Below are 23,208 nucleotides of genomic sequence, written 5' to 3'. Positions count from 1 at the left end.
CATCCGGCTCACTGACTTGATTTGAGCGCGCCGCCGCCAATGTGACCAAGGAATCGGCATGAACGGAATCGACACGGCCGTCGCTTCGGTGCTCGCGAGCCGGATCGACAGTCTGCTCAATATCGCGCCCGGCAGTGCGGCAGCGTCGCAAGCCGGCACGGCGGGCGTCGAAACCGCGCCGACCATGCCGGCGCTCATCGAGACGCCCGCGCCGCAGCCCTCCGCGCAAACTGCGCTGTCCGCCGTCGCGCTGACGCTCAACGCGATTCTGCGCTCGGGCGGCGAGGCGACGCCGGCGGTGCTCGGGCAGACGCCGATCTGGCCGGCCGCGCCGGCGCTCGATGTCGAAGTCGGCGCGTTGCCGCTGTTCGGCGCGACGGCTTCCGCCGGTTCGACCGCTTCAGCCGCTTCAACCGCCAATCCGAATGCCGCCGCAACCGGCGCAAGCACGGCCACCGCCAATGTGGCCGCGACCCAGGTGCCGGTCGCGGCGCTCGCCGCCGCGCTCGAACAGACCGTCGGCGACAGTGGTCTCTTCTACGAAGCCCATCTCGCGCAATGGCTGGCGGGCCAGCGTTCGCCCGCGTCGCTCGCCGCCGAGGCGCAGAACAAGCTGGTGGCCGCCGCCGCGCAATTGCCGCTCGACTGGGCGAACGACGCCGGCGAGGCGTCTTCCTCCGCTAGCGGTCCGGGCCGGCAGGGCACGGGCGCCGCGCCGAATGGCTCACCCAATGGCCCAGCGAACGGCGCGCCGGACGCCGCCGGCCGCTCCATGCCGTCGATCCAGACCGCGCAGGCCGCCCGTTTCATGGCCGGCGAGGTGCTGGCCAGTTCCCTGTCCGACCTGAACGCCCAGCCCACACACGCAGGCCTGCACAGCGCGGCGGCGCAACCGGCCGACGGCGGCTCGTCGCAGAATTCGCAGTCGATGGCGGCCGCGGTTCATCCCGCGACTGTGCCCCTGGTGCGCCAGCAACTCGATCTGCTCGCGACCGGACAGTTTCGCTGGACCGGCGAAGCCTGGCCGGGCGCCAGGCTCGACTGGACCATCGAACAGGACGGCGACGAATGGGACCGCAGCGGCGGCGGCACGGCGAGCGAGGACGACCAGCCGTGGCGCACGCGCCTGACGCTGTCGCTGCCGACGCTCGGCACCGTCGACGCGGAATTGACGCTCACCGGCACACGACTCGTCGCGCGGGTGCAGGCCAGTCCGGGCGGTGCCGCGCGCCTTGCCATGCAAAGCGAGAGCTTCCGTCAGCGGCTCGCGGCGGCGGGCATCGAGTTGAATGGCTTGACGATCCGCGAGATCGGCGGCGGCGCGCCGGCCACCGGCGCTAACGCAGCGGGCGCGGCGGCGGCCGCTCAGGCGGCGACATCGGCGTATGCGAAGTCGGCTTCGGCGGCGAGTCCGGGTGCGACGGCCGCTGACAGGACCGCGACCGTGCGCCGTACGGCGCACGTGCCGCGCGCCGAAGCCGCACCGCCGGACGATTTCGATTGGGACATGTGATGAGCCGCAAGAATCGCCGCAGCGCGGCTGCGCTCGTCTACGACGCCCAAAGCGGCGATCCCGCGCCGCGCGTGATCGCCAAAGGCTACGGGATGCTGGCCGAAATGATCGTGCAGCGGGCCAAGGAAGCCGGACTGTATGTGCACGAGGCGCCCGAAATGGTCTCCCTGCTGATGCAGGTGGATCTCGACGCGCGGATTCCGCCGCAGCTTTATCAGGCGGTCGCGGAGTTGCTCGCGTGGCTGCATCGGCTGGAAAGCGGTGCGGAGAACGAGCCGCCGCAGGGCACGAATGCCGCCGCGCAGGATGTCATCGACGTAGTGGCGACCGAGGTGGAAGGCGGCACCGCGGCGCGTTGAGTGTCAGAACCGGGCGTCAGAACCGCATCATCAACTTCAGCAGCGCATTCACCCGTTTGCCGTACGGCGGCGAAATCCACCCGCGCGCGTTCAGACGCGCCTGCGTTAGCACTGGCTTCATTTTCGAGAACGTCACGAAGCCTTCGTAGCCGTGATACGCGCCCATTCCGCTCGCCCCGACTCCGCCGAACGGCAGGCTTTCACACGCCAGATGCATCAGCGTTTCGTTGACCGCCATGCCGCCCGCGATGGTTTCGTGCGTCACGCGCTCGATGGTGGCTGCGTCGTCGGCATACAGATACAGCGCGAGCGGGCGGGGGCGGGCGTTGATCCACGCGATTGCGTCGTCGAGCGTGTCGTAAGGGACGATCGGCAGCAGCGGGCCGAAGATTTCCTCCTGCATCAGCGCGCACGCGTCCGGCGCATTCGTGACGGCGATCAGCGGAAAGCGGCGGCTCGCCGCATCGGGCGAACTGTCGGTGAGCGGGTGCAGTTGCGCGCCGGCGGCCTGGGCTTCGTCGGCGAGACGTTCGAGGCGCGCGAAGTGACGCTCCGAGATGATCGTCGTGTAATCCGGGTTGTTGGCGAAGTTCGGGTACATCCTCGCCATCCGCGCGCGCGCCCGCTCGACGAACGCCTGCTCCTTGCCGCGCGGCACCAGCACGTAGTCCGGCGCGACGCAGGTCTGCCCCGCATTGAGCGTTTTGCCGGCGACGAGGTTGTCCACCGCGTTGTCGAAGCGCGCATGCACGCCGACGATGGCCGGCGACTTGCCGCCCAGTTCGAGCGTGACCGGCGTCAGATGCTCGGCGGCGGCGCGCATCACTTCGTGGCCGACCTTGGTCGAGCCGGTGAACAGCAGATGGTCGAAGGGCTGCGCGCTGAACGCGGCGGCGAGCGCGGCGTCGCCGTTCACCACCGCGACGTGATCGCGCGCGAAGGTCTGGCCGATCAACTGCTCGAACAGCGCCGAGGTGAGCGGCGTCAGTTCGGACATCTTGATGATCGCGCGATTGCCCGCGCTCAACGCGCTGATCAGCGGCCCGACGGCGAGCAGCACCGGATAGTTCCACGGCACGATGATGCCGACCACGCCGAGCGGCTGCGGCACGACTTTGGCGCGCGCCGGCAGCAGCCATTTGTTGGTGCTGCGGCGCTGCGATTTCATCCAGCGCTTGCCGTGCCGAAGCGCGGCGTCGATCTCCTCCTTCACCAGCAGGAATTCCGCGAGCAGCACTTCCTGTTTCGCGCGATTGCCGAAGTCGATGTTCATCGCGTCGGCGAGCGCGTCGCGATTGTCGAGCATGACTTTGCGCAGCGCTTTCAGGTGCGCGGCGCGGGTCTCCCATGACGGATACGGCGCGCGCAGATAAGCGTTGCGCTGATCGCGCAGCAGCGCTTCGAGCGCGGCAACTTCCGGCAGATCGTTCTTCATGTGTCCACTTCCTGATGGATATCGTTGCGCGTGATATCGCGCTTTTGCTGGATGTACTAACGCTGCCTGGCGGTGCGGCTAAAGCGTGCTGAATGTCAGGCAGGAAAAGCTCTTTCGACGATCGCCGCGTGATCGAACGCGGCGGGCAGCGTGCCGTACACCCGGCCGCTCTCGCCGCAGCCGTCGGCAAGGCGAGTTGCGATGAACGCCTCGGCGACTTCGCCCGGCGCATGCTCGAGCAGCAGCGTGGCCTGCGCGATCAGCACGACCTGTTGCGCGATCCGTCGTGCCGAGGCTTCGCGATGCTCAGCCGGTCCGTTGAGCGCGGCGGCCAGCTTGCCGAGCGCGGCGCTCAATGCCGGGTGCGCCTGGGCTTCCATCTGCCACCCGGCGAACAGGGCCTGCGCCGCGTCCGGCTCGCGCTCCATAGCGCGCAGCACGTCGAGGCACATCACGTTGCCGGAACCTTCCCAGATCGAGTTCACGGGCGCTTCGCGATAGAAGCGCGCCATCGGACCGGTTTCGACGTAACCGTTGCCGCCCCAGACTTCCATCGCCTCGCCGGTGAATTCCAGCGCACGCTTGCAGACCCAGTACTTCGCCGCAGGTGTGACGATGCGCCGCCACGCGCGCTCGGCGAGCGAGGTGGAGGCGGCGTCGGCGGATTCTTCGAAAGCGCGCGCGAGACGCATGAACAGCACCGTCGCCGCTTCCGATTCCAGGGCGAGATCGGCGAGCACGTTGCGCATCAGCGGCTGATCGGCGAGATGGCGGCCGAACGCGCTGCGATGACGCGCATGGTGAATGGCCTGCACGAGCGCGGCGCGCATCAAGGCCGCGCTGCCGATCACGCAATCGAGCCGCGTGTAATTCGCCATTTCGATGATGGTCGGCACGCCGCGTCCTTCGTCGCCGATCATGATGCCGAACGCGTCGAGAAATTCGACTTCGCTGCTTGCATTCGAGCGATTGCCGAGCTTGTCTTTCAGGCGCTGGATCTGCACGGCGTTCTTGCTGCCGTCCGGCGCGAAGCGCGGCACGAAGAAGCACGAGAGGCCCTCGTGATCGTCGGTGCGGCCTAGCACGAGATGGGCGTCGCACTGCGGCGCGGAAAAGAACCACTTGTGGCCGACCAGCCGGTAGGCGGCGCCGCGGCCGCGGCCGGCGGTGGCATAGGCGCGGGTCTGATTGCTGCGCACGTCCGAACCGCCTTGCTTCTCGGTCATGCCCATGCCGATCATCGCGGAGTTCTTGTGCGTGAGCGGTATGTCGCGCGGATCGTGTTCGCGCGCGTAGAGTTTGTCGCGCAGCCTGGCGAATAGCGCGGGCTCGCGTTGCAATACGGGGATGCTCGCGAAGGTCATCGTCAGCGGACAGAGCGAACCGGATTCGATTTGCGCATGCAGGAAGTAACCGGCGCAACGCGCCACCATCGCGCCGCGTTGCGGGTCGGAAAACGGCAGGGCGTGCAGTCCTTCGCGGCGCAGCAGCGAGAGCAGCGTGTGCCACGAAGCATGAAACTCCAGCGCGTCGATACGCTCGCCACGCGGGCTGTGCGTGAACAATTCCGGCGTATGGCGGTTGGCCAGCTCGGCGAGCGCCAGTGTCTCGGGCGTGGTGAGCGCCGCGCCGTGCCGCAGCAACGCATCGCGATGCCACGCCGCGCCGTCGCGTTCGAGCGCGGCGGTCAATGCGGCATCGCTGGAAAAGAGGTTGTAGTCCGCGAGCGGCGGAACCTGATTGGTCACCTCGTGAGTCTGGCCGAAGCTGTGCCGTTCCATCTGCTGTCTCCGTTCAACGCATGCTCGCCGGCGTCGATCGACGGTGCGCTGTTTAAGCGCCGCATGTCGCGCCGCGCGCTGAGAGGACGCCGCTGGCGGCGCCGTGTTTGAATGCCGCGCGCGGCCGCCCGGCGGGCGTATGCGCGTCTTTCATCATAGGGTCGCGGCGGCACTTCCGTTTAGAGGAATCGCTCTGGCATGAACCCGCCGCGGTATCCGAACGCTCCCTACAATGCCGGAAAACATACGGAGACAGGGTTCGCGAATAACGCGGCCCACAAGGAGGAGCGGATGCAATACGACTACATCATCGTCGGTGCAGGCTCGGGTGGTTGTTCGCTGGCGAGCCGTCTCGCGGACAGCTGCCCGGACGCGACGATCGCCCTGATCGAAGCCGGCCCGCACACGGACCGCAATCTGTTCGTCAACATGCCGGTCGGCGTAGCGGCCGTGGTGCCGCACAAGCTCAAAACCAACTACGGGTATCTGACCACGCCGCAGCCGGGACTCGGCGGACGGCAAGGGTATCAGCCGCGCGGGCGGGGCTTTGGCGGGTCGAGCGCGATCAACGCGATGATCTACACGCGCGGCCATCCGCTCGATTACGACGAATGGGCTGAACTGGGTTGCGACGGCTGGTCGTGGGCGGAGGTGCTGCCGCACTTTCGTCGTGCCGAAGGCAACGAACGCGGCGCCGATGCCTGGCATGGCGATAGCGGCCCGCTCACCGTTTCCGATCTGCGCTATCAGAATCCGTTTTCGCGGCGTTTCGTGCAGGCGGCGATGGAAGCCGGCTACAAGCCGAACAGCGACTTCAACGGTGCGGAGCAGGAAGGGATCGGCTTCTATCAGGTGACGCAGCGCGACGGACGCCGTTGCAGCGTGGCGCGCGCCTATATCTATGACCGCGAGCGTCCCAATCTGCACGCGATCGCCGACGCGACGGTGCTGCGCGTGGCCTTTGAAGGCAAGCGCGCGAGCGGTGTGGAGATCGTGCGCGGCGGCCGCCGGGAAACGCTCGAAGCGCGCGCCGAGGTGGCGCTCGCCGCGGGCGCGTTCAATTCGCCGCAACTGCTGATGTGCTCGGGCATCGGGCCGGCGGCGCACTTGCAGTCGCTCGGCGTCCCGGTGCTGCACGACGCGCCGGAGGTCGGGCAGAACCTGATCGACCACGTCGATTTCACGATCAACAAACGGGTTTCGTCGATCGAGCCGACCGGCTTTTCGATTCGCGGCATTGCGCGGATGCTGCCGCAGTTCGTCACTTTCATGCGCCACGGGCGCGGCATGCTGTCGAGCAATGTCGCCGAAGCGGGCGGTTTTCTGAAAAGCAGCCCGACGCTCGACCGACCGGATCTGCAGTTGCATTTCTGCGCGGCGATTGTCGACGACCACAACCGCCATATGCATTGGGGCCACGGTTATTCGCTGCATGTGTGCGTATTGCGGCCGCATAGCCGTGGCACCGTGACGCTGGCGAGCGCCGATGCGCGCACCGCGCCCGTGATCGATCCGCGCTTTTTCAGCGACTCGCGCGATCTCGACCTGCTGGTGGAAGGCGCGCAGATGGCGCGGCGCATCCTCGATGCACCTTCGCTCGCGCTGCACGGCGGCAGCGAGTTGTACACGCATCCCGGCCAGTCGGAAGCCGAATTGCGCCGGACCATCGCCGAGCATGCCGACACGATCTACCACCCGGTGGCCACGTGCCGGATGGGCGGCGACGCGCGGTCGGTGGTCGATCCGCAACTGCGGGTGCGGGGCGTCACGGGGCTGCGGATCGTCGATGCTTCGGTGATGCCGACGCTGATCGGCGGCAACACCAATTCGCCGACGGTGATGATCGGCGAGCGGGCGGCCGAGCTGATCGCGGCGACCCGTCGCGGCGCGTCGGCGGAGTTGAAAGTGGCGCCAATGGACGGAATCCGAACGGCGACGAATGCCGCTTGAGTTTCGCCAGTATTTCAGATTTCACCGGCAAATATGAGACAACTTGGCCAAACGTCTGCCAATTCGTCATAAATTGTGCCGCTTCGTTTATGAGATTCCCCGAAACCTATAATCGCGCCGCGAAAAAGAGCGGGTCAGGTGGCACGTTCGGGAACTCAAGGAAGCGAAGCGATGAGCATCAATACGATTCAATTGATTCAGTCCGCACTGACGGACGGTGTCGTGCGCCAACTGGCGGAGCGCTTCGGACTCCCGCCGGACGCGATTCGAAAGGTGTTGGCGACCGTGGCTCCGGCGCTCGTCGCCAGCCTGATGCAAAAGGGCGCGACGCTCGACGGCGCGCGTTCGCTATTCGGCACGATCCTCTCGCCGGAGGTCAGCAGCCATATCGCCGAGCAGTTGCCGCAACTGCTCGGCAGCACGGGTGGCGTCAGCCGGCTTGAGATTGCCGGGCGGCACCTGTTCGAGCGCGCGCTGGACCGCGGCGTCGATGGGTTGAGCGATGAAGTCGCCGTGCAGACCGGTGTGCCGGCTCACGCCACCCATGCCATGACCGGCATTGCCGGTGCAACCTTGCTGGGCCTGCTCAAGCGGCATTTTCTCGAAGGGCAGGGCAACGCCGGGCAATTGCCGACGCTGCTCGGCCATCAACTGCCGGTCATTGCTCCTTATCTGAACGACCGCCTGATGACCGCGCTCGGGCTGAGCGGGCTCGGCGCGTTTTCCGGCAACATTCTGTCGCAGCTGAAGGCCGTTTCGGCGCATATCGACCATCCGACACCCGCGTCCACGCCGGTGGCCGAGGCCTTGTCGAAGATCCACGTGCCGGCGGATGCCGTGATGCGCGACGAGCGCCGTTCGCACAAGTGGCTGTGGTGGCTGCTCGCGGCTCTGGCGGCGCTACTGGCTTTTCTGTTTCTGCGTAGCTGTCAGAGCGAGCAAAACGCCCATCGCGTTGCCGGGCAAGGCAGTTCCGCGGGAGCCGTCGCTGCGCAGCCCGCCTCTGCGCCGGTCGTTGCTTCGAGCGCCGTGGTAGCCGCCAGCGAGGTGGCGGCGTCCGCGCCCGCAGCCAGCGCCGCGGCCTCCGCGAGTGCGGCGAGCACCGTACAGCCGGCAGCTGCCGCGCCCGCGCCGACCAAAGACAGCCAGCTCAGCTTTACGGTGGACGCCGCCGGCAAGCCGACGGTCACCGCCACGGTCGGCAGTGAAGCCGAAAAGACGCAATTGATCGACGAGCTGACCAGGCGCCTCGGGCAATACAACTTCGTTCCGAACATCACGGTCGATCCGGCCACCAAGCCGGCCGACTGGCTGCTGCATCTCGACGGCCTGCTGCCGCTGATGTCGCTGCCCGGCGCGGAAGTGAAAGTGGACGGCACGCACATCGAGCTCAGCGGCACTGCAGCGGACAAGAAACTCGGCTGGCTCGACAAGCTGAAGTCGCTGTTCGGCGCGTCGTATCAGATCGGTTCGTTCGACGTCGCGCATGCCGTCGCCGACGCCACCGAGAACTTCCGCAGCGCGATCAAGGGCCTGCTCGCGGCGGACAGTTCATGCGCGGTGGCGGACGTGGTCAAGGTGCTGAACCTGCAGGTGATCAACTTCGCGAGCGCGAGCGCACGTGTGCCGGCTTCGGCGGTGGAAGACCTGAACCAGTCGGCGCACGTGCTGAACGCCTGCGCGGGCAACGGCAAGACGGCCCGGCTCGAAGTGGCCGGCTATTCGGACAACGTGGGCGGCGAGCAAGCCAATCTGCAACTGTCGAAGCAGCGTGCCGAAGCGGTGCGCGCCTACCTCGTCAAGACCGGCGTGCCGGCTGATTCGCTGATCGCGCAAGGCTACGGCGGGGCGCGTCCGGTTGCGAGCAACGACACGGCGAGCGGTCGCTTTGCCAATCGCCGCATCGAGTTTGTCGCGCAGCAGTAATTGCAGCTTCGATAAGCCATGCAAGACATGCCCGCGGCGTTTGCCGGGGGCATGTCGTCATTTGGCGGGCGGGGCCGGGAACGGCGTGGTAATACCGGCCACGCCAATGCCCGGCGCCAGCATGAAGTCGTCGCCAGCCTGGCCGGGTAATGCTTCGCGGGCCACGTCGAGCCATGCGCGCGCAGCATGCGACAGATAGCCATTGCGGCGCCAGCCGATCGCCATTTCCCACGGAATTTCCGGCTCCGCGACCGGCCGGCAGGTGAACTTCGCGGGATCGAGCCGCCGGCAGTACGGCGCCGGCAGCAAGGCGATACCGACACCGGCCAGCACCAGCGCCGCCATGAAATCCCAATGCCCGCTGCGTCCCACAATGGTCGGCGCGAAACCAGCGGTACGGCACGCGTTCAGCACCACGTCATTGAGCGCGAGACTTTCGCCGTAAAATACGAACGGCTCATTGGCGAGCTGGGCAAGCGGCACCTCGTGCAGATCGTCCCAGCTCGAGCCGGTGCGCGCGACGAGCCAAAGGAGTTGGCGCGTCACGGGCAGTACGTCGATATTTTCCGGGTCGACGGGTTGCAGCACGCCACCCAACTCCAGTTCGCCGTTGATCAGCGCCGCTTCGATGGCGCGCGAGCCCTGCTCGAACAGCTTGAGTTCGATTTTCGGGTAACGCTGGCGGAACGCGGCGATCGCCGGCGTGAAGAGCGAGCCGCCCATCGACGGAATGCCGATGGTGAGTTGACCGCGGCCGAGCGTGTCGAGGTCGTTCAGTTCCGCCTGCAATTGCGCGTGCGCCGCCAGCACGTCCTGACCGCGCTGGTAGACGATCCGGCCGGCATCGGTCAGCACCATCTGCCGACCGTCGCGCAACAACAGCGGAGAGCCGATTTCGTCCTCCAGCGACTTGACCATTTTGCTGATGGTCGGCTGCGTGACGAACATCTGCTCGGCGGCGACGGTGAAACTCTGCTGACGCACCACTTCGACGAAATACCGCAGCGCACGTAGTTCCACGATCTCAGACTCCAGAATTCCAAATTGGAATGATCTGGATGATTGTAAGTCATCTTATTTATATCGCGGCACAAGCTGCGGTGCGGTCGCTGCGGACTTTCGCCGCACGCGAGTTGACGGCAATTGCTTGCTCCGGTGCCGGACTTGCCGCCTGACCGAAGGCGCCCCATCCATTTCAAGATGAGCTCGGCGGCAAGCGGAATAACATCGACGGTTCTTCACCGTTGACCCCGCCACGCGCACCTGCTCATTCATGACGCCCATTTCGATCATCATTCCCTGCTACAACGGCGCGGCGACGCTCGTCCGTGCTTTGCAAAGCTGCCGGATCCAGCCTGAGGCCGCACAGATCATCGTGGTGGACGATGGCTCGACGGATGCCTCCGCGGATATCGCGGCGCAGTGCGGCAGCCTCGATCCGCGCGTGTGTCTGCTGCGAATGCCATACAACGGCGGCGCGGCGCGAGCGCGCAACTGGGCTGCGATGCATGCGTCGCACGATCTGCTTGCCTTTCTCGACGCCGACGACGAATACCTGCCCGGCGCTCTCGCCGCCGCGAGCGCGTTCCTCGCGCAAAATCCCAACGAAGTGTCCGTGCGGCTCGACGTGGAGTACACGGATTTTCCCTGCGAGCTCACCACGCATCCCGACTTCGCCGCGCATGCGGCAACGCTTAGCAACACCGTGCCGAGCAGCCTGCTGATTCGCCGTACGGCTTATCTCGCGCTCGGTGGCTTTCCGATGGACGACGCGTTTCGCCGCATAGGCGGTGAAGACGGCGCGTTTTCCTGGGCGCTGCGCGATCTCTTTGGTAATCCGCGTCTGGAGGATGCAAAGCGCGTGCGCATGCATTACCACGCAGGCATTCACGCGGAGCGCTACTTTCGCATCGCGCTCGGCCTGCAAGCGGCCGACCCCGACGATACAGCCGACGCATTTCGTTTCTCCCGGCAGTTTCTCGATGTAGCGCGTGCCGGTATTGCGCAATTGCGGGGGGCAAAAGTGATGGTTCAGACTCCCGCACAAAACGCTCCGGTCGCGCCGGGTAGTCTTCCGTAAGCCAGGGCGGTGGCCGCATCGGAGCGCGCCGCGCCGGTTCTCCTCCCACGCAGGCCGGCAAATACGAAGCCGAACCGCGCCCCGAAGCCATCTCGATTTGCTACAATCGCCCTTCGTCTTCGAGGAGCGTTGCGACGGGTACCGCGAATCAGCATATTCGCCGGCCGCCCGCCAGGCTCGAAGGCTTCAATCGGAGGGCTCGGATGCGCATAGCGCTTTCCCATCCACCGCATCGAACCGCGCTCACGTCAAATTTCTAGTCAATTTCTTAGAAAGGAGGGCGTGATGAACGCCGCAGTTATCGATTCCAAAAATTCCCAGGATTTCATTGTTGCCGACATGTCGCTTGCCGACTGGGGCCGCAAGGAACTGAACATCGCCGAGACGGAAATGCCCGGCCTCATGCAAACGCGTGAAGAGTACAAGGTGCAGCAGCCGCTGAAGGGCGCGCGCATCGCGGGTTCGCTGCACATGACGATCCAGACCGGCGTGCTGATCGAGACGCTGACGGCACTCGGCGCCGATGTGCGCTGGGCCTCGTGCAACATCTTCTCGACCCAGGATCACGCCGCCGCGGCGATCGCCAAGGCCGGCACGCCGGTGTTCGCATTCAAGGGTGAATCGCTCGACGAATACTGGGAGTTCTCGCACCGCATTTTCGAATGGCCGAATGGCGAATTCGCCAACATGATCCTCGACGACGGCGGCGACGCCACGTTGCTGCTGATCCTCGGCTCGAAGGCCGAGAAAGACCGTTCGGTGATCGCGAAGCCGACCAACGAAGAAGAAGTCGCGCTGTACAAGTCGATCGAACGTCATCTGGACGCCGACCCGACGTGGTACTCCACACGCCTCGCGCACATCAAGGGCGTGACCGAAGAAACCACGACCGGCGTGCACCGTCTGTATCAGATGGAAAAAGAAGGCCGTCTGCCGTTCCCGGCGATCAACGTGAACGACTCGGTTACCAAGTCGAAGTTCGACAATCTGTATGGCTGCCGTGAGTCGCTGGTCGACGGCATCAAGCGTGCAACCGACGTGATGATCGCGGGCAAGATCGCCGTGGTCGCCGGTTACGGCGACGTGGGCAAGGGCTGTGCGCAATCGCTGCGCGGTCTGGGCGCGACCGTGTGGGTCACCGAAATCGATCCGATCTGCGCACTGCAGGCGGCGATGGAAGGCTACCGCGTCGTGACGATGGAATACGCGGCGGACAAGGCCGACATCTTCGTGACGGCAACCGGCAACTACCACGTGATCGGCCACGACCACATGAAGGCGATGCGCCACAACGCGATTGTCTGCAACATCGGTCACTTCGACTCGGAAATCGACGTTGCCTCGACCCGTCAGTACCAGTGGGACAACATCAAGCCGCAAGTCGACCACATCATTTTCCCGGACGGCAAGCGCGTGATCCTGCTGGCTGAAGGCCGCCTCGTGAATCTGGGTTGCGCGACGGGCCACCCGTCGTTCGTGATGTCGAACTCGTTCACGAACCAGACGCTCGCGCAGATCGAACTGTTCACGCAAGGCAACAAGTACGAGAACAAAGTGTACGTGCTGCCGAAGCATCTGGACGAGAAGGTCGCACGCCTGCATCTGGCGCGCATCGGCGCGAACCTGACCGTGCTGTCGGACGAGCAGGCCGGCTACATCGGCGTCGACAAGAACGGCCCGTTCAAGCCGAACCACTACCGCTATTAAGCGCGCCGCGGGAGGTCTTGGCAGCATGACAGTTTGACGACAGGGCGGCGCATCATGCGCCGCTTTGTTTGCCATGACCGCCTCACGCCCGTTCTGTACGCGCTTTTCCCGCTATCGGACATCCTGCCCACAAGGAGCTCTACATGACCGTGCTGCTGACCTGGCTGATCAACGCGCTTGCGCTCCTGATCATCACCTACCTCGTTCCGTCGATTCATATCCGCAGTTTCGGCACCGCATTGATCGTCGCGGTGGTGCTCGGGTTGATCAACACGATCCTGCGGCCGGTGCTGATCCTGCTGACGCTGCCCGTGACCATTTTCACGCTCGGACTCTTCATTCTGGTGGTCAATGCGCTGTGCTTCTGGCTGGCCGCGTCGCTGCTGAAGGGCTTCGAAGTGTCGGGATTCTGGTCGGCGTTCTTCGGCTCGATTCTGTACAGCATCGTTTCGTGGCTGTTGTCCGCGCTTATTTTCGGCAACCGCAGTCTCGGTTGACCCACTGAATCATGAACCCGATCGAACTTTCATTCGAATTCTTTCCGCCGAAAACGCAGGAAGGCGTCGACAAGCTGCGCGCCACGCGCGCCCAGCTCGCCACGCTCAAGCCCAAGTTCGTGTCCGTCACGTTCGGCGCCGGCGGCTCGACGCAGCAGGGCACGCTCGATACCGTCGTCGATATGGCGAAGGAAGGGCTCGAAGCGGCGCCGCACGTGTCGTGTATCGGCTCGTCGAAAGAGAGCCTGCGCGCTATTCTCAACGAGTACCGCGCGCATGGCATCCGCCATATCGTCGCGCTGCGCGGCGATCTGCCGTCCGGCATGGGCGAAGTCGGCGAGCTGCGCTACGCGTCGGAACTGGTGAGCTTTATCCGCGCCGAATTCGGCGACTGGTTCTGGATCGAGGTGGCCGGCTACCCGGAATACCACCCGCAGTCGCGCTCGCCGCGTCAGGATCTGGAAAACTTCGCCCGCAAGGTGAAGGCCGGCGCCAATTCGGCGATCACGCAATATTTCTTCAACGCGGACGCCTACTTCCGTTTCGTCGACGACGCGAGAAAGCTCGGCGTGGATGTGCCGATCGTGCCGGGCATCATGCCGATCACGAACTTCTCGCAACTGATGCGTTTCTCGGAGATGTGCGGCGCTGAAGTACCGCGCTGGATCGCGCGCCGGCTGGAAAGCTTCGGCGACGACCGCGAGTCGATTCGCGCGTTTGGGCTGGACGTGGTGACGGACCTGTGCGGGCGTCTGATCGATGCGAAGGTGCCGGGCCTGCACTTCTACACGCTGAACGGCGCAGCGGCGACCAAGGCGATCTGCGAGCGTTTGAACACGTAATAGTCGGATCGCGTCGCTGAGACGAAACCGCGCGGCTGTTTTCAGCCGCGCGGTTTTTTTTGTGCGCGGCGAATGGCGAGCCGGCGTTTACGCGAATGCCAGGCGCTGCCACGCGACCGCAACCGTGATGACGAAATCGGCGCTCTGCCAAGCGACCGCAGCCGTAGTGACGAAGCTGACGCTCGCACGCCGGTTTGGACAGTTGCTGCCATGCAACAAACCCATGAGTGCGTTCCAACCTTGCAGCGCGTTAGCCCGCATTGAACCCGATTTTTGTGCTGTCTATGATCGAAGCGCAGCTGACGTGGCTGCTGTGCGGAGAACGTAATGACGGTATCCAAGTTGCTGTTTGCAGTTCGCCAAACCTGCCTTCCAGCGCTGAGCGCCTGTGCCGTGCTGACTGCGGGCCTTGTGCCCGCCGCCGCCGATGCGGCCACGCTGCCCGACAAGACCCTCGTGTTCTGCTCCGAAGGCAGTCCGGCGGGCTTCGACAGCGCGCAGTACACCACCAGCGTCGAATTCAGCGCGGGCTCGTACACGGTTTACAACCGTCTGATCGAGTTCGCGCACGGCAGCACGGATATCGAGCCGAGCCTGGCCGAAAAGTGGGATGTATCGCTTGACGGGTTGACTTACACGTTTCATTTACGCCACGGTGTGAAATTCCAGACCACCTCGTTTTTCAAGCCGACGCGCGAATTCAACGCGGACGACGTCGTCTTCACCTATCAGCGGATGCTGGATCCGGATCAGCCGTTCCGCAAGGCATACGCCGTGCCGTTCCCGTATTTCACCGATCTCGGGCTCGCCAAGAACATTGCGAAGATCGAAAAGCTCGATCCGTACACGGTGCGTTTCACGCTGAAGGAAGTCGATGCGCCGTTTTTACAACAGATTGCGATGCCGTTCGCATCGATCCTCTCGGCTGAATATGGCGATCAACTGTTGAAAGCGGGTAAAGCGTCGGATATCAATCAATATCCGGTCGGCACCGGCCCCTTCATTTTCCGCAGCTATACGAAAGACGACACGATTCGCTTCGACGGTAATCCCGATTACTGGAAGCCGGGTGTCGTCAAAGTCAGCAAGCTGATATTCGCGATTACCGTCGATCCGGCCGTGCGTCTGCAAAAACTCAAACGCGGTGAATGCCAGGTGATGGCGTATCCGCGTCCCGCGGATATTCCGGCCGTCAAAGCCGATGCTTCGCTTGCCATGCCGAACCAGGTGGGTTTCAACCTCGGCTATATCGCCTACAACACCACCAAGAAACCGCTCGACAATGTGCGGGTGCGCCGTGCGCTCGATATGTCGATCAATAAGAAAGCGATTATCGACTCGGTATATCAGGGCGCGGGCCAAGCCGCCACGAACCCCATGCCGCCGACCCAGTGGGGCTACGACAAGAATCTGAAGGACGCGCCCTACGACACGGAAAAAGCCAAAGCGCTGTTGAAACAGGCCGGTTATCCGGACGGCTTCGACCTGACGCTGTGGGCCATGCCGGTTCAACGGCCGTATAACCCGAACGCGCGGCTGATGGCGGAAATGCTGCAATCCGATTGGGCGAAGATCGGCGTCAAGGTGAAGATCGCCACTTACGAGTGGGGCGAATACATTCGCCGCGGCCATGCCGGCGAACATGAAGCAATGCTGATCGGCTGGACCGGCGATTATGGCGATCCGGATAACTGGCTCGGCGTATTGCTGGGTTGCGACGCGGTCAATGGCAGTAACTTTTCCAAATGGTGCTACAAACCTTACGACGACTTGATCAGAAAGGGCCGCGGCACCACCGACCTCGCTGAGCGTACCAAGGCTTACACGGAAGCTCAGGAAATATTCAAAGACCAGGTTCCATTTACGCCGATCGCCCACTCCACGGTCTATCAGCCGATCAGCAAGAACGTGACGGGTTTCAAGATCGACCCGTTCGGCCCGACGCAATTCATGAATGTCGGCCTGAAATAACGCCGGCGGGCCGTTTTTTTGCTGGATCCACCCTCTACGGCCGCACGTTCCCGGCAACGCCGGCGTGCGGCTGCCGTTATGCCCGAACGGTTTCCGATCGTCAACAGAGGGAATTTCCTCCGCTTGTTGCTGTGAGCCAAGCTCAAGTAATATCGCGCTACGCCGGCGGGAGCCGGCCACGAACCTGGAGGAAACATGAAGCAAAACAATCTGTTGCGCGCCGCGCGTGTTACGACGCTCGTCGCAGCTGCAGCGGCATCGATGGTGGGCGCAAGTGTCGCGCGCGCCGAGATTCCGAATAAAACCCTGGTCTACTGCTCAGAAGGCAGTCCCGCGGGTTTCGATCCTGCCCAGTACACCACGGGCACCGATTTCACGGCTAATACGTTCACCGTCTACAACCGTCTCGTCGAATTCGAACGCGGCGGCACCAAGGTCGAACCCGGCCTCGCCGAAAAGTGGGAAGTCTCGGCGGACGGCAAGACCTACACGTTCCATCTGCGTCATGGCGTGAAGTTCCAGACCACGTCGTTCTTCAAGCCGACGCGCGAATTCAACGCGGATGACGTCGTGTTCACGTTCCAGCGCATGCTGGACCCGAACTCGGCCTTCCATAAGGCTTACCCGGTCCAGTTCCCGTACTTCACGGACATGGGCCTCGACAAGCTGATCACCAGCGTCGAAAAGGTCGATCCGTACACGGTCAAGTTCACGCTGAAGGAAGTCAACGCGCCGTTCATCCAGAATCTGGCGATGGAATATGCGTCGATCCTCTCGGGCGAATACGGAGACCAGTTGCTGAAGGCCGGCAAAGCCGCCGACATCAACCAGTTCCCGGTCGGCACGGGCCCGTTCATTTTCCGCAGCTACACGAAAGACGCGACGATCCGCTTCGACGGCAATCCGGATTACTGGAAGCCGAACACGGTGAAAATCTCGAAGCTAATCTTCTCGATCACGCCGGACGCCGGCGTGCGCGTGCAGAAGATCAAGCGCGACGAATGCCAGGTGATGAGCTATCCGCGTCCGGCCGACATCGCGCCGCTGAAGGCTGAAGCGAACATCGCGATGCCGTCGCAACCGGGCTTCAACCTCGGATACCTCGCGTACAACGTGTCGCACAAGCCGGTCGACAAGGTCGAAGTGCGTCAGGCGCTCGACATGGCGATCAACAAGAAGGCGATCATCGAGTCGGTGTACCAGGGCGCGGGCCAGGCGGCCACGAACCCGATGCCGCCCACCCAGTGGTCGTACGACAAGAACCTGAAGGGCGCGTCCTACGATGCGGACAAGGCCAAGGCCTTGCTGGCGAAAGCGGGCTATCCGAACGGCTTCGACATCACGCTGTGGGCGATGCCGGTGCAGCGCGCGTACAACCCGAACGCCCGCCTGATGGCCGAAATGATCCAGGCCGACTGGGCCAAGATCGGCGTGAAGGCGAAGATCGTCACGTATGAATGGGGCGAGTACATCAAGCGCGCTCACGCAGGTGAGGACGACACGATGCTGATCGGCTGGACGGGCGACAACGGCGATCCGGACAACTGGCTCGGCACGCTGCTCGGCTGCGAAGCGGTGAACGGCAACAACTTCTCGAAGTGGTGCTACAAGCCGTTTGACGACCTGATCCAGAAGGGCCGCGTCACGTCCGATCAGGGCGCGCGCACCACGGCTTACATGCAGGCGCAGCAGATCTTCGCGCAGCAACTGCCGTTCTCGCCGATCGCTCACTCCACGGTGTACCAGCCTGTCAGCAAGAAGGTGGTGGACATGCGTATCGAACCGCTCGGCTACGCGCGCTTCGACGGCGTCAGCGTCAAGTAACACATCAGGCAAGTCGTAAAATTCGCGCAGTACGCTTTTCGCACGGTTAGAAAACTGGTCGAAATGGTCCGGCGACCGGGGTCACAAGCCCTCGTCGCCGGTTGCGTTTTTTGTTCATCAAGACCATAGGGACAAAACCATGTTCCGCTTTGTTTTGCGCCGCATCGGCATGGTGATTCCGACCTTCATCGGCATCACGATCCTCGCGTTCGCGCTGATTCACCTGATACCGGGCGATCCCATCGAAGTGATGATGGGCGAGCGCGGCGTCGATCCCGCCATGCACGCCGCGGCGATGCACCGGCTCGGCCTCGACGAATCCTTGCCCATGCAGTACGTCCACTACATCGGGCGCGCGCTGCACGGCGACCTCGGCACCTCGATCATCACCAACACCAGCGTGATGGGCGAATTCCTCGCACGCTTTCCCGCCACCGTCGAACTGTCGATCTGCGCGATGCTGTTCGCATTGATCGTCGGCTTGCCGGCGGGCGTGTTCGCGGCCTTGAGGCGCGGCACCGTGGTCGACCACGGCGTGATGGGCACGGCGCTCACCGGCTACTCGATGCCGATCTTCTGGTGGGGCTTGATCCTCATCATGGTGTTCTCGGTGAAGCTCGGCTGGACGCCCGTGTCCGGCCGCATCGCGGTCGAATACGACATTCCGCACGTGACCGGCTTCATGCTGATCGACGCGATGATGTCCACCGACGAAGGCGCGTTCAGATCCGCGCTGAGCCATCTGATCCTGCCGGCCATCGTGCTCGGCACGATTCCGCTGGCGGTCGTCGCGCGCATGACGCGTTCGTCGATGCTCGAAGTGCTGCGCGAGGACTACATCCGCACCGCGCGCGCGAAGGGCTTGTCGCCGGGACGCGTGATCGTCGTGCATGCGTTGCGCAATGCGCTGATTCCGGTGGTAACCGTGATCGGTCTGCAGGTCGGCACGCTGCTCGCGGGCGCGGTGCTCACCGAGACGCTGTTTTCGTGGCCGGGTATCGGCAAGTGGCTGATCGACGCGATCGGCCGGCGCGACTATCCGGTGGTGCAGGGCGGTATCCTGATGATCGCCACGCTGGTGATCGTCGTGAACCTCGTCGTCGATCTGTTGTACGGCGTGCTCAACCCACGCATCCGCCATACGAGGTAATCACGACCATGGCAGACATACAAAACACAGTCCCCCAGTCGGTCACGCCCCCAAGCGGCCGCGCTATCGCCGCCCGTGAATTCTGGGCGAATTTCTCGCGTAACCGTGGCGCGGTCGGCGCCGGCATCGTCGTGCTGCTGTTGATCTTCGTCGCGATCTTCGCGCCGTTGATCGCGCCGCACAGCCCGATCGAGCAATACCGCGACTTCGTGAAGATTCCGCCCGCATGGCTCGACGGCGGCAACTGGAAGTTCATTCTCGGCACCGACGAAGCGGGCCGCGACATCCTCTCGCGTCTGATGTACGGCGCGCGGCTGTCGTTCTGGATCGGCTTCGTTTCGGTGGTGCTCGCGCTGATTCCGGGCATCGTGCTCGGGCTGATCGCGGCATTCTTCGAGAAGTGGGCCGACACGCCGATCATGCGCATCATGGACGTGCTGCTCGCGTTGCCGTCGCTGCTGCTCGCCGTGGCGGTGGTGGCGATCATCGGCCCGGGTCTCGTCAATACCATGCTCGCCATCGCGATCGTCGCCTTGCCAGGCTATGTGCGTTTGACGCGTGCGTCGGCGCAGGGCGAGTTGCAGAAGGAATACGTGACGGCTTCGCGCGTGGCGGGCGCCAGCACCTTGCGTCTGATGTTCTCGCAAGTGCTGCCGAACTGCACCGCGCCGCTGATCGTGCAGGCTACGTTGGGCTTTTCGTCGGCGATCCTCGACGCCGCGGCGCTCGGCTTTCTCGGCCTCGGCGTGCAACCGCCTTCGGCGGAGTGGGGCGCGATGCTGGCCTCGGCGCGCGACTACATCGACAGCGCCTGGTGGATCGTCACCATGCCGGGTCTGTCCATCCTGATCTCGGTGCTCGCCATCAATCTGCTCGGCGACGGGCTGCGCGACGCACTCGACCCGAAACTGAAAAGGATGGCGTAATGACCAGCTTATTAACCATCCGCAATCTCGCGGTGGACTTCAACGGACTGCCCGCCGTCGACCGGATCAGCCTCGATATCGCGCCGGGCGAAGTGGTCGGCGTAGTCGGCGAGTCGGGCTCGGGCAAGAGCGTGACGATGATGGCGCTGATGGGCCTGATCGACGCACCCGGCAAAGTGACGGCCGACGAAATCACCTTCAACGGCAAGAACCTGCTGAAGGCATCGGCGAAGGAACGCCGCAAGATCGTCGGCAAAGACATCGCGATGGTGTTCCAGGACGCGCTCACCAGTCTGAACCCCAGCTACACGGTCGGCTATCAGATCAAGGAAGTGCTGAAGCTGCACGAAGGCCTGCGCGGCAGCGCGTTGGACAAACGCGCGCTGGAACTTCTCGATCAGGTCGGCATTCCGGATGCGAAAAGCCGTATCAGTTCGTTCCCGCATCAGATGTCGGGCGGCATGAACCAACGCGTGATGATCGCAATGGCGATTGCCTGCAATCCGAAGCTGCTGATCGCCGATGAGCCCACTACCGCGCTCGACGTGACGATCCAGGCGCAGATCATGGAACTGCTGATCAAGCTGCAGAAGGAACGCGGCATGGCGCTCGTGCTGATCTCGCACGATCTGGCGGTGGTGTCCGAGGTCGCGCAACGCGTCGCGGTCATGTACGCTGGCGAAGTGATCGAAACGAACAAAGTGCCAGACATTTTCGCCGCGCCGCATCATCCGTACACGGAAGCGTTGCTGGCGGCGATTCCCGAGCACAATGTCGGAGCCGTGCGACTCGCGGCACTGCCGGGCATGGTGCCGGGCCGCGACGACCGCCCGAAGGGGTGTCTCTTCGCACCGCGCTGCAAGTACGTGGTCGACGACTGCACGAAGGCGCGTCCCGCACTCGCGCCGATGCAAGGTCACGCCGAAGTGGCGCGCGTGCGCTGCATCAAACCCCTGAACCTGAGCGGCGACGCCAACGTTCACACGCATGGAGGCGCACGATGAACGCAGTACCCGAAACGCGGCGCCAGTCGGATCATGCGGGCGATCACGTGCTGGTGGCCGACAAGCTCGCGCGTTACTACACGGTCAAGCGCGGCATGTTCGCATCCGGCACGGTGAAGGCGCTCAACGGTGTCTCGTTCGCGCTCGAACGCGGCAAGACCTTGGCGGTGGTCGGTGAATCCGGCTGCGGCAAATCGACGCTCGCGCGTCAACTCACCATGATCGAAGCGCCCAGCGCGGGCCGCCTGCTGATCGACGGTGAAGACGTGGCCGGCGCCGATCACGCGAAGATCGCGGCGCTGCGGCGGCGCGTGCAGATGGTGTTCCAGAACCCGTTTGCTTCGCTCAATCCGCGCAAGACCGTTGAGCAGACGCTCGGCGAGCCGCTCGCGATCAACACGCAACTGAGCGCGACCGAACGCGCCGAACGGATCGCGCAGATGATGCGCACTGTCGGACTGCGTCCGGAACACGCGAAGCGCTATCCGCATATGTTCTCCGGCGGCCAGCGGCAGCGCGTGGCGATTGCGCGCGCGATGATTTTGGATCCGCAGATCGTGGTGGCCGATGAACCCGTGTCGGCGCTCGACGTGTCGATCCAGGCGCAGATTCTGAATCTGTTCATGGATCTGCAGGAGCAGTTCAAGACCAGCTACGTGTTCATCTCGCACAACCTTTCGGTGGTGGAGCATATCGCCGACGATGTGATGGTGATGTACTTCGGCGGCGTGGCGGAACTCGGCGACAAGACGCGGATTTTCTCGAAGCCGTGTCATCCGTACACGCGCGCGCTGATGTCGGCCACGCCTTCCATCTTCGAAGCGGATCGCAGCATCAAGATCAAGCTGCAAGGTGAAATGCCGTCGCCGCTGAATCCGCCGTCGGGTTGCACGTTTCATCAGCGCTGCCCATACGTGATCGACCGCTGCCGCAGCGAAGAACCGAAGCTGCGCGAAGTGGATGGCCGCCAGGTGTCGTGTCACCGTGCCGAGGAGGTGGGGGACGTGGATGCCTGATGGGTTGGCGGCGCGTCGTCTTACGTGCCGCTTGCGTGATGGCGACCCTGGCGCTGCTTTCACGCGGCGCTGGAGGGCGCGTGCACTGACCGGTGCCGCGCTCCTCGCCGTTTGTTCTGTATTTCATCTGGGCACGGCAGCGATCGGTGTCGCGCATGCCGCCGGCGCAGCTGCCAACGCACCCTCACAGGCGGGACGTCCGGCGCTGCCGGTGCCCAACATGCCGGCGCCGCCGCGCGCGAGCTTGCCCGGTTTCAATCCGCCGCCCGCCTCGCCGGGCACCACGGCAAGCGGCCCAGTGCGTGCGCAGCCGGCGCGCATGCCGTTCTATGTCGCGACACGCGGCACGACCACCATCTACGTGCTGGGCACGCTGCACGTCGGCGATCCCGCCGACTACCCCGCCAATCAGCCCTTTCGCGCACCGATCCTCGGCGCACTGGCTGCCTCGCCGACGCTGGCGCTCGAACTCTCACCCGACGAACTGCTCGTTTCGCAAGACGATGTCTCGAAGTATGGCGTTTGCCGGCGCGACTGTCTGCCGGGTTTGCTGCCCGAGCCTTTGTGGCACAAGCTGGCCGTACGGTTACGCGGTAACCCGGCGGCACTGGACGCGATCAAGAAAATGCGGCCGTGGCTCGCTTCGTTGCTGGTCGAAACCTACGATTCTCTGAGTGCCGGCCTGCAGACCGAGTACGGCTCTGAAGCGCAGTTACAGAACGTGTATATCCGCACGCGCGGCAAGATTGTCGGTCTCGAGACCTTGCCGCAGCAGATGCGCGCGTTCACGGGGCTGACGCTCGCGCAGCAGCGGGAGATGCTGGCGCAGGATCTGGTGCAGACGCCGGCGCAAAATGTCGAGGACGTGCGGACTCTGCATCGTCTGTGGCGCGTGGGCGATGCGGATGCGATCGCTGCCTGGCAGGCTGCGAAATCCGAAAAACTCGCGCGTGATAAGCGTATTTCCGATTCGATCGATAACAAGATCGTCTATGACCGCAACCGGCGCTTCGTTTCGCGAATGCTGCTGATCGCCGCGCCTAACAAGCCGGTGTTCGTGGCGATCGGCGCATTGCATCTGGGTGGCCGCAAAGGCGTGCTGGAGCTTTTGCGGCAGCGCGGGTTTGTGGTGGAGGCGGGGTGACATTCGTCGGAACCCAGGACGAAACATACGCAAGGGCCCAAGCGTCCTAAACGGAATAGGCCGTTCGGCCATGACCGGAACCG

Annotated in this window: 18 protein-coding genes and 1 riboswitch; of the genes, 15 read left to right on the top strand and 3 right to left on the bottom strand. The window is 64.0% G+C overall.

Going from position 1 to position 23,208, the window contains the following annotated elements; all coding sequences use genetic code 11:
• Positions 1 to 58 precede the first annotated feature (58 nt).
• Together NE850_RS15360 and NE850_RS15355 are read left to right on the top strand one after the other, a co-directional pair.
• Positions 59 to 1,513 (top strand): flagellar hook-length control protein FliK, encoded by a 1,455-nt coding sequence (locus NE850_RS15360; protein ID WP_310698899.1) that lies wholly within the window; start codon positions 59 to 61, stop codon positions 1,511 to 1,513.
• Entirely contained in the window at positions 1,513 to 1,872 is a 360-nt protein-coding gene (locus tag NE850_RS15355; protein WP_310698898.1) for an EscU/YscU/HrcU family type III secretion system export apparatus switch protein, read from the top strand. Before NE850_RS15360 ends, NE850_RS15355 begins: the two co-directional genes overlap by 1 nt.
• 16 nt (positions 1,873 to 1,888) lie before the next feature.
• Here the strand turns inward: NE850_RS15355 and NE850_RS15350 are convergent, their stop codons facing one another.
• Both NE850_RS15350 and NE850_RS15345 read right to left on the bottom strand, forming a co-directional pair.
• The gene (locus NE850_RS15350) at positions 1,889 to 3,307 is read right to left on the bottom strand and encodes a coniferyl aldehyde dehydrogenase (RefSeq protein WP_007179921.1); all 1,419 of its coding nucleotides are present in this window, start codon (positions 3,305 to 3,307) and stop codon (positions 1,889 to 1,891) included.
• A gap of 95 nt (positions 3,308 to 3,402) precedes the next feature.
• Positions 3,403 to 5,088, bottom strand: coding sequence for an isovaleryl-CoA dehydrogenase (locus tag NE850_RS15345; RefSeq protein ID WP_007179920.1), 1,686 nt, complete (start codon positions 5,086 to 5,088; stop codon positions 3,403 to 3,405).
• Positions 5,089 to 5,379: 291 nt separating this feature from the next.
• On the opposite strand from NE850_RS15345, the gene NE850_RS15340 reads away from it, so the two are divergent.
• Together NE850_RS15340 and NE850_RS15335 are read left to right on the top strand one after the other, a co-directional pair.
• Entirely contained in the window at positions 5,380 to 7,038 is a 1,659-nt protein-coding gene (locus tag NE850_RS15340) for a GMC family oxidoreductase (RefSeq protein ID WP_035517822.1), read from the top strand.
• Between the two features lie 171 nt (positions 7,039 to 7,209).
• The gene (locus NE850_RS15335) at positions 7,210 to 8,964 is read left to right on the top strand and encodes an OmpA family protein (RefSeq protein ID WP_007179918.1); all 1,755 of its coding nucleotides are present in this window, start codon (positions 7,210 to 7,212) and stop codon (positions 8,962 to 8,964) included.
• 57 nt (positions 8,965 to 9,021) lie between these two features.
• Here the strand turns inward: NE850_RS15335 and NE850_RS15330 are convergent, their stop codons facing one another.
• The gene (locus tag NE850_RS15330) at positions 9,022 to 9,984 is read right to left on the bottom strand and encodes a LysR substrate-binding domain-containing protein (protein ID WP_310698897.1); all 963 of its coding nucleotides are present in this window, start codon (positions 9,982 to 9,984) and stop codon (positions 9,022 to 9,024) included.
• A gap of 253 nt (positions 9,985 to 10,237) precedes the next feature.
• Here NE850_RS15330 and NE850_RS15325 point away from each other — a divergent pair, with 253 nt between their 5' ends.
• From NE850_RS15325 to NE850_RS15275, 11 genes are all read left to right on the top strand, one after another.
• Positions 10,238 to 11,044: a glycosyltransferase family A protein gene (locus NE850_RS15325; RefSeq protein WP_007179916.1), complete on the top strand. Its 807-nt coding sequence runs from the start codon at positions 10,238 to 10,240 to the stop codon at positions 11,042 to 11,044.
• A 115-nt stretch (positions 11,045 to 11,159) separates the two neighbouring features.
• Positions 11,160 to 11,296, top strand: a riboswitch (S-adenosyl-L-homocysteine riboswitch).
• A 33-nt stretch (positions 11,297 to 11,329) separates the two neighbouring features.
• Positions 11,330 to 12,751, top strand: coding sequence for an adenosylhomocysteinase (gene ahcY, locus NE850_RS15320; RefSeq protein WP_007179915.1), 1,422 nt, complete (start codon positions 11,330 to 11,332; stop codon positions 12,749 to 12,751).
• Positions 12,752 to 12,894: 143 nt separating this feature from the next.
• On the top strand, positions 12,895 to 13,248 hold the full coding sequence (locus tag NE850_RS15315) for a phage holin family protein (protein WP_007179914.1): 354 nt from the start codon (positions 12,895 to 12,897) through the stop codon (positions 13,246 to 13,248).
• A gap of 11 nt (positions 13,249 to 13,259) precedes the next feature.
• Positions 13,260 to 14,090, top strand: a complete 831-nt coding sequence (metF, locus tag NE850_RS15310; RefSeq protein WP_007179913.1) for a methylenetetrahydrofolate reductase [NAD(P)H] — start codon at positions 13,260 to 13,262, stop codon at positions 14,088 to 14,090.
• Between the two features lie 327 nt (positions 14,091 to 14,417).
• Positions 14,418 to 16,061, top strand: coding sequence for an ABC transporter substrate-binding protein (locus NE850_RS15305; RefSeq protein ID WP_007179912.1), 1,644 nt, complete (start codon positions 14,418 to 14,420; stop codon positions 16,059 to 16,061).
• 195 nt (positions 16,062 to 16,256) lie between these two features.
• A complete protein-coding gene (locus NE850_RS15300; protein ID WP_165187189.1) occupies positions 16,257 to 17,885 on the top strand; it encodes an ABC transporter substrate-binding protein in 1,629 nt (542 codons plus the stop codon).
• Positions 17,886 to 18,024: 139 nt separating this feature from the next.
• Entirely contained in the window at positions 18,025 to 19,035 is a 1,011-nt protein-coding gene (locus NE850_RS15295) for an ABC transporter permease subunit (RefSeq protein WP_007179910.1), read from the top strand.
• A gap of 8 nt (positions 19,036 to 19,043) precedes the next feature.
• Positions 19,044 to 19,961, top strand: a complete 918-nt coding sequence (locus NE850_RS15290; RefSeq protein ID WP_007179909.1) for an ABC transporter permease subunit — start codon at positions 19,044 to 19,046, stop codon at positions 19,959 to 19,961.
• A complete protein-coding gene (locus NE850_RS15285; RefSeq protein ID WP_007179908.1) occupies positions 19,961 to 20,965 on the top strand; it encodes an ABC transporter ATP-binding protein in 1,005 nt (334 codons plus the stop codon). Before NE850_RS15290 ends, NE850_RS15285 begins: the two co-directional genes overlap by 1 nt.
• On the top strand, positions 20,962 to 21,981 hold the full coding sequence (locus tag NE850_RS15280) for a peptide ABC transporter ATP-binding protein (protein WP_007179907.1): 1,020 nt from the start codon (positions 20,962 to 20,964) through the stop codon (positions 21,979 to 21,981). The genes NE850_RS15285 and NE850_RS15280 overlap by 4 nt, the downstream gene beginning before the upstream one ends.
• Positions 21,974 to 23,125 (top strand): TraB/GumN family protein, encoded by a 1,152-nt coding sequence (locus tag NE850_RS15275; RefSeq protein WP_007179906.1) that lies wholly within the window; start codon positions 21,974 to 21,976, stop codon positions 23,123 to 23,125. Before NE850_RS15280 ends, NE850_RS15275 begins: the two co-directional genes overlap by 8 nt.
• Positions 23,126 to 23,208: the final 83 nt, after the last annotated feature.

Source organism: Paraburkholderia sp. USG1 (genome assembly GCF_031570135.1).
GTDB classification, from domain to species: Bacteria; Pseudomonadota; Gammaproteobacteria; order Burkholderiales; family Burkholderiaceae; genus Paraburkholderia; species Paraburkholderia dioscoreae.
Note: the sequence above shows the minus strand (reverse complement) of the source record. Positions and strands in the feature narration are given on the sequence as shown.

What these genes read in the sequence shown, in the direction of transcription:
- NE850_RS15360 (WP_310698899.1), top strand. Translation starts at nt 59, where the DNA reads ATGAACGGAATCGACACGGCCGTCGCTTCGGTGCTCGCGAGCCGGATC.
- NE850_RS15355 (WP_310698898.1), top strand. Translation starts at nt 1,513, where the DNA reads ATGAGCCGCAAGAATCGCCGCAGCGCGGCTGCGCTCGTCTACGACGCC.
- NE850_RS15350 (WP_007179921.1), bottom strand. Translation starts at nt 3,307, where the DNA reads ATGAAGAACGATCTGCCGGAAGTTGCCGCGCTCGAAGCGCTGCTGCGC.
- NE850_RS15345 (WP_007179920.1), bottom strand. Translation starts at nt 5,088, where the DNA reads ATGGAACGGCACAGCTTCGGCCAGACTCACGAGGTGACCAATCAGGTT.
- NE850_RS15340 (WP_035517822.1), top strand. Translation starts at nt 5,380, where the DNA reads ATGCAATACGACTACATCATCGTCGGTGCAGGCTCGGGTGGTTGTTCG.
- NE850_RS15335 (WP_007179918.1), top strand. Translation starts at nt 7,210, where the DNA reads ATGAGCATCAATACGATTCAATTGATTCAGTCCGCACTGACGGACGGT.
- NE850_RS15325 (WP_007179916.1), top strand. Translation starts at nt 10,238, where the DNA reads ATGACGCCCATTTCGATCATCATTCCCTGCTACAACGGCGCGGCGACG.
- ahcY (WP_007179915.1), top strand. Translation starts at nt 11,330, where the DNA reads ATGAACGCCGCAGTTATCGATTCCAAAAATTCCCAGGATTTCATTGTT.
- NE850_RS15315 (WP_007179914.1), top strand. Translation starts at nt 12,895, where the DNA reads ATGACCGTGCTGCTGACCTGGCTGATCAACGCGCTTGCGCTCCTGATC.
- metF (WP_007179913.1), top strand. Translation starts at nt 13,260, where the DNA reads ATGAACCCGATCGAACTTTCATTCGAATTCTTTCCGCCGAAAACGCAG.
- NE850_RS15305 (WP_007179912.1), top strand. Translation starts at nt 14,418, where the DNA reads ATGACGGTATCCAAGTTGCTGTTTGCAGTTCGCCAAACCTGCCTTCCA.
- NE850_RS15300 (WP_165187189.1), top strand. Translation starts at nt 16,257, where the DNA reads ATGAAGCAAAACAATCTGTTGCGCGCCGCGCGTGTTACGACGCTCGTC.
- NE850_RS15295 (WP_007179910.1), top strand. Translation starts at nt 18,025, where the DNA reads ATGTTCCGCTTTGTTTTGCGCCGCATCGGCATGGTGATTCCGACCTTC.
- NE850_RS15290 (WP_007179909.1), top strand. Translation starts at nt 19,044, where the DNA reads ATGGCAGACATACAAAACACAGTCCCCCAGTCGGTCACGCCCCCAAGC.
- NE850_RS15285 (WP_007179908.1), top strand. Translation starts at nt 19,961, where the DNA reads ATGACCAGCTTATTAACCATCCGCAATCTCGCGGTGGACTTCAACGGA.
- NE850_RS15280 (WP_007179907.1), top strand. Translation starts at nt 20,962, where the DNA reads ATGAACGCAGTACCCGAAACGCGGCGCCAGTCGGATCATGCGGGCGAT.
- NE850_RS15275 (WP_007179906.1), top strand. Translation starts at nt 21,974, where the DNA reads ATGCCTGATGGGTTGGCGGCGCGTCGTCTTACGTGCCGCTTGCGTGAT.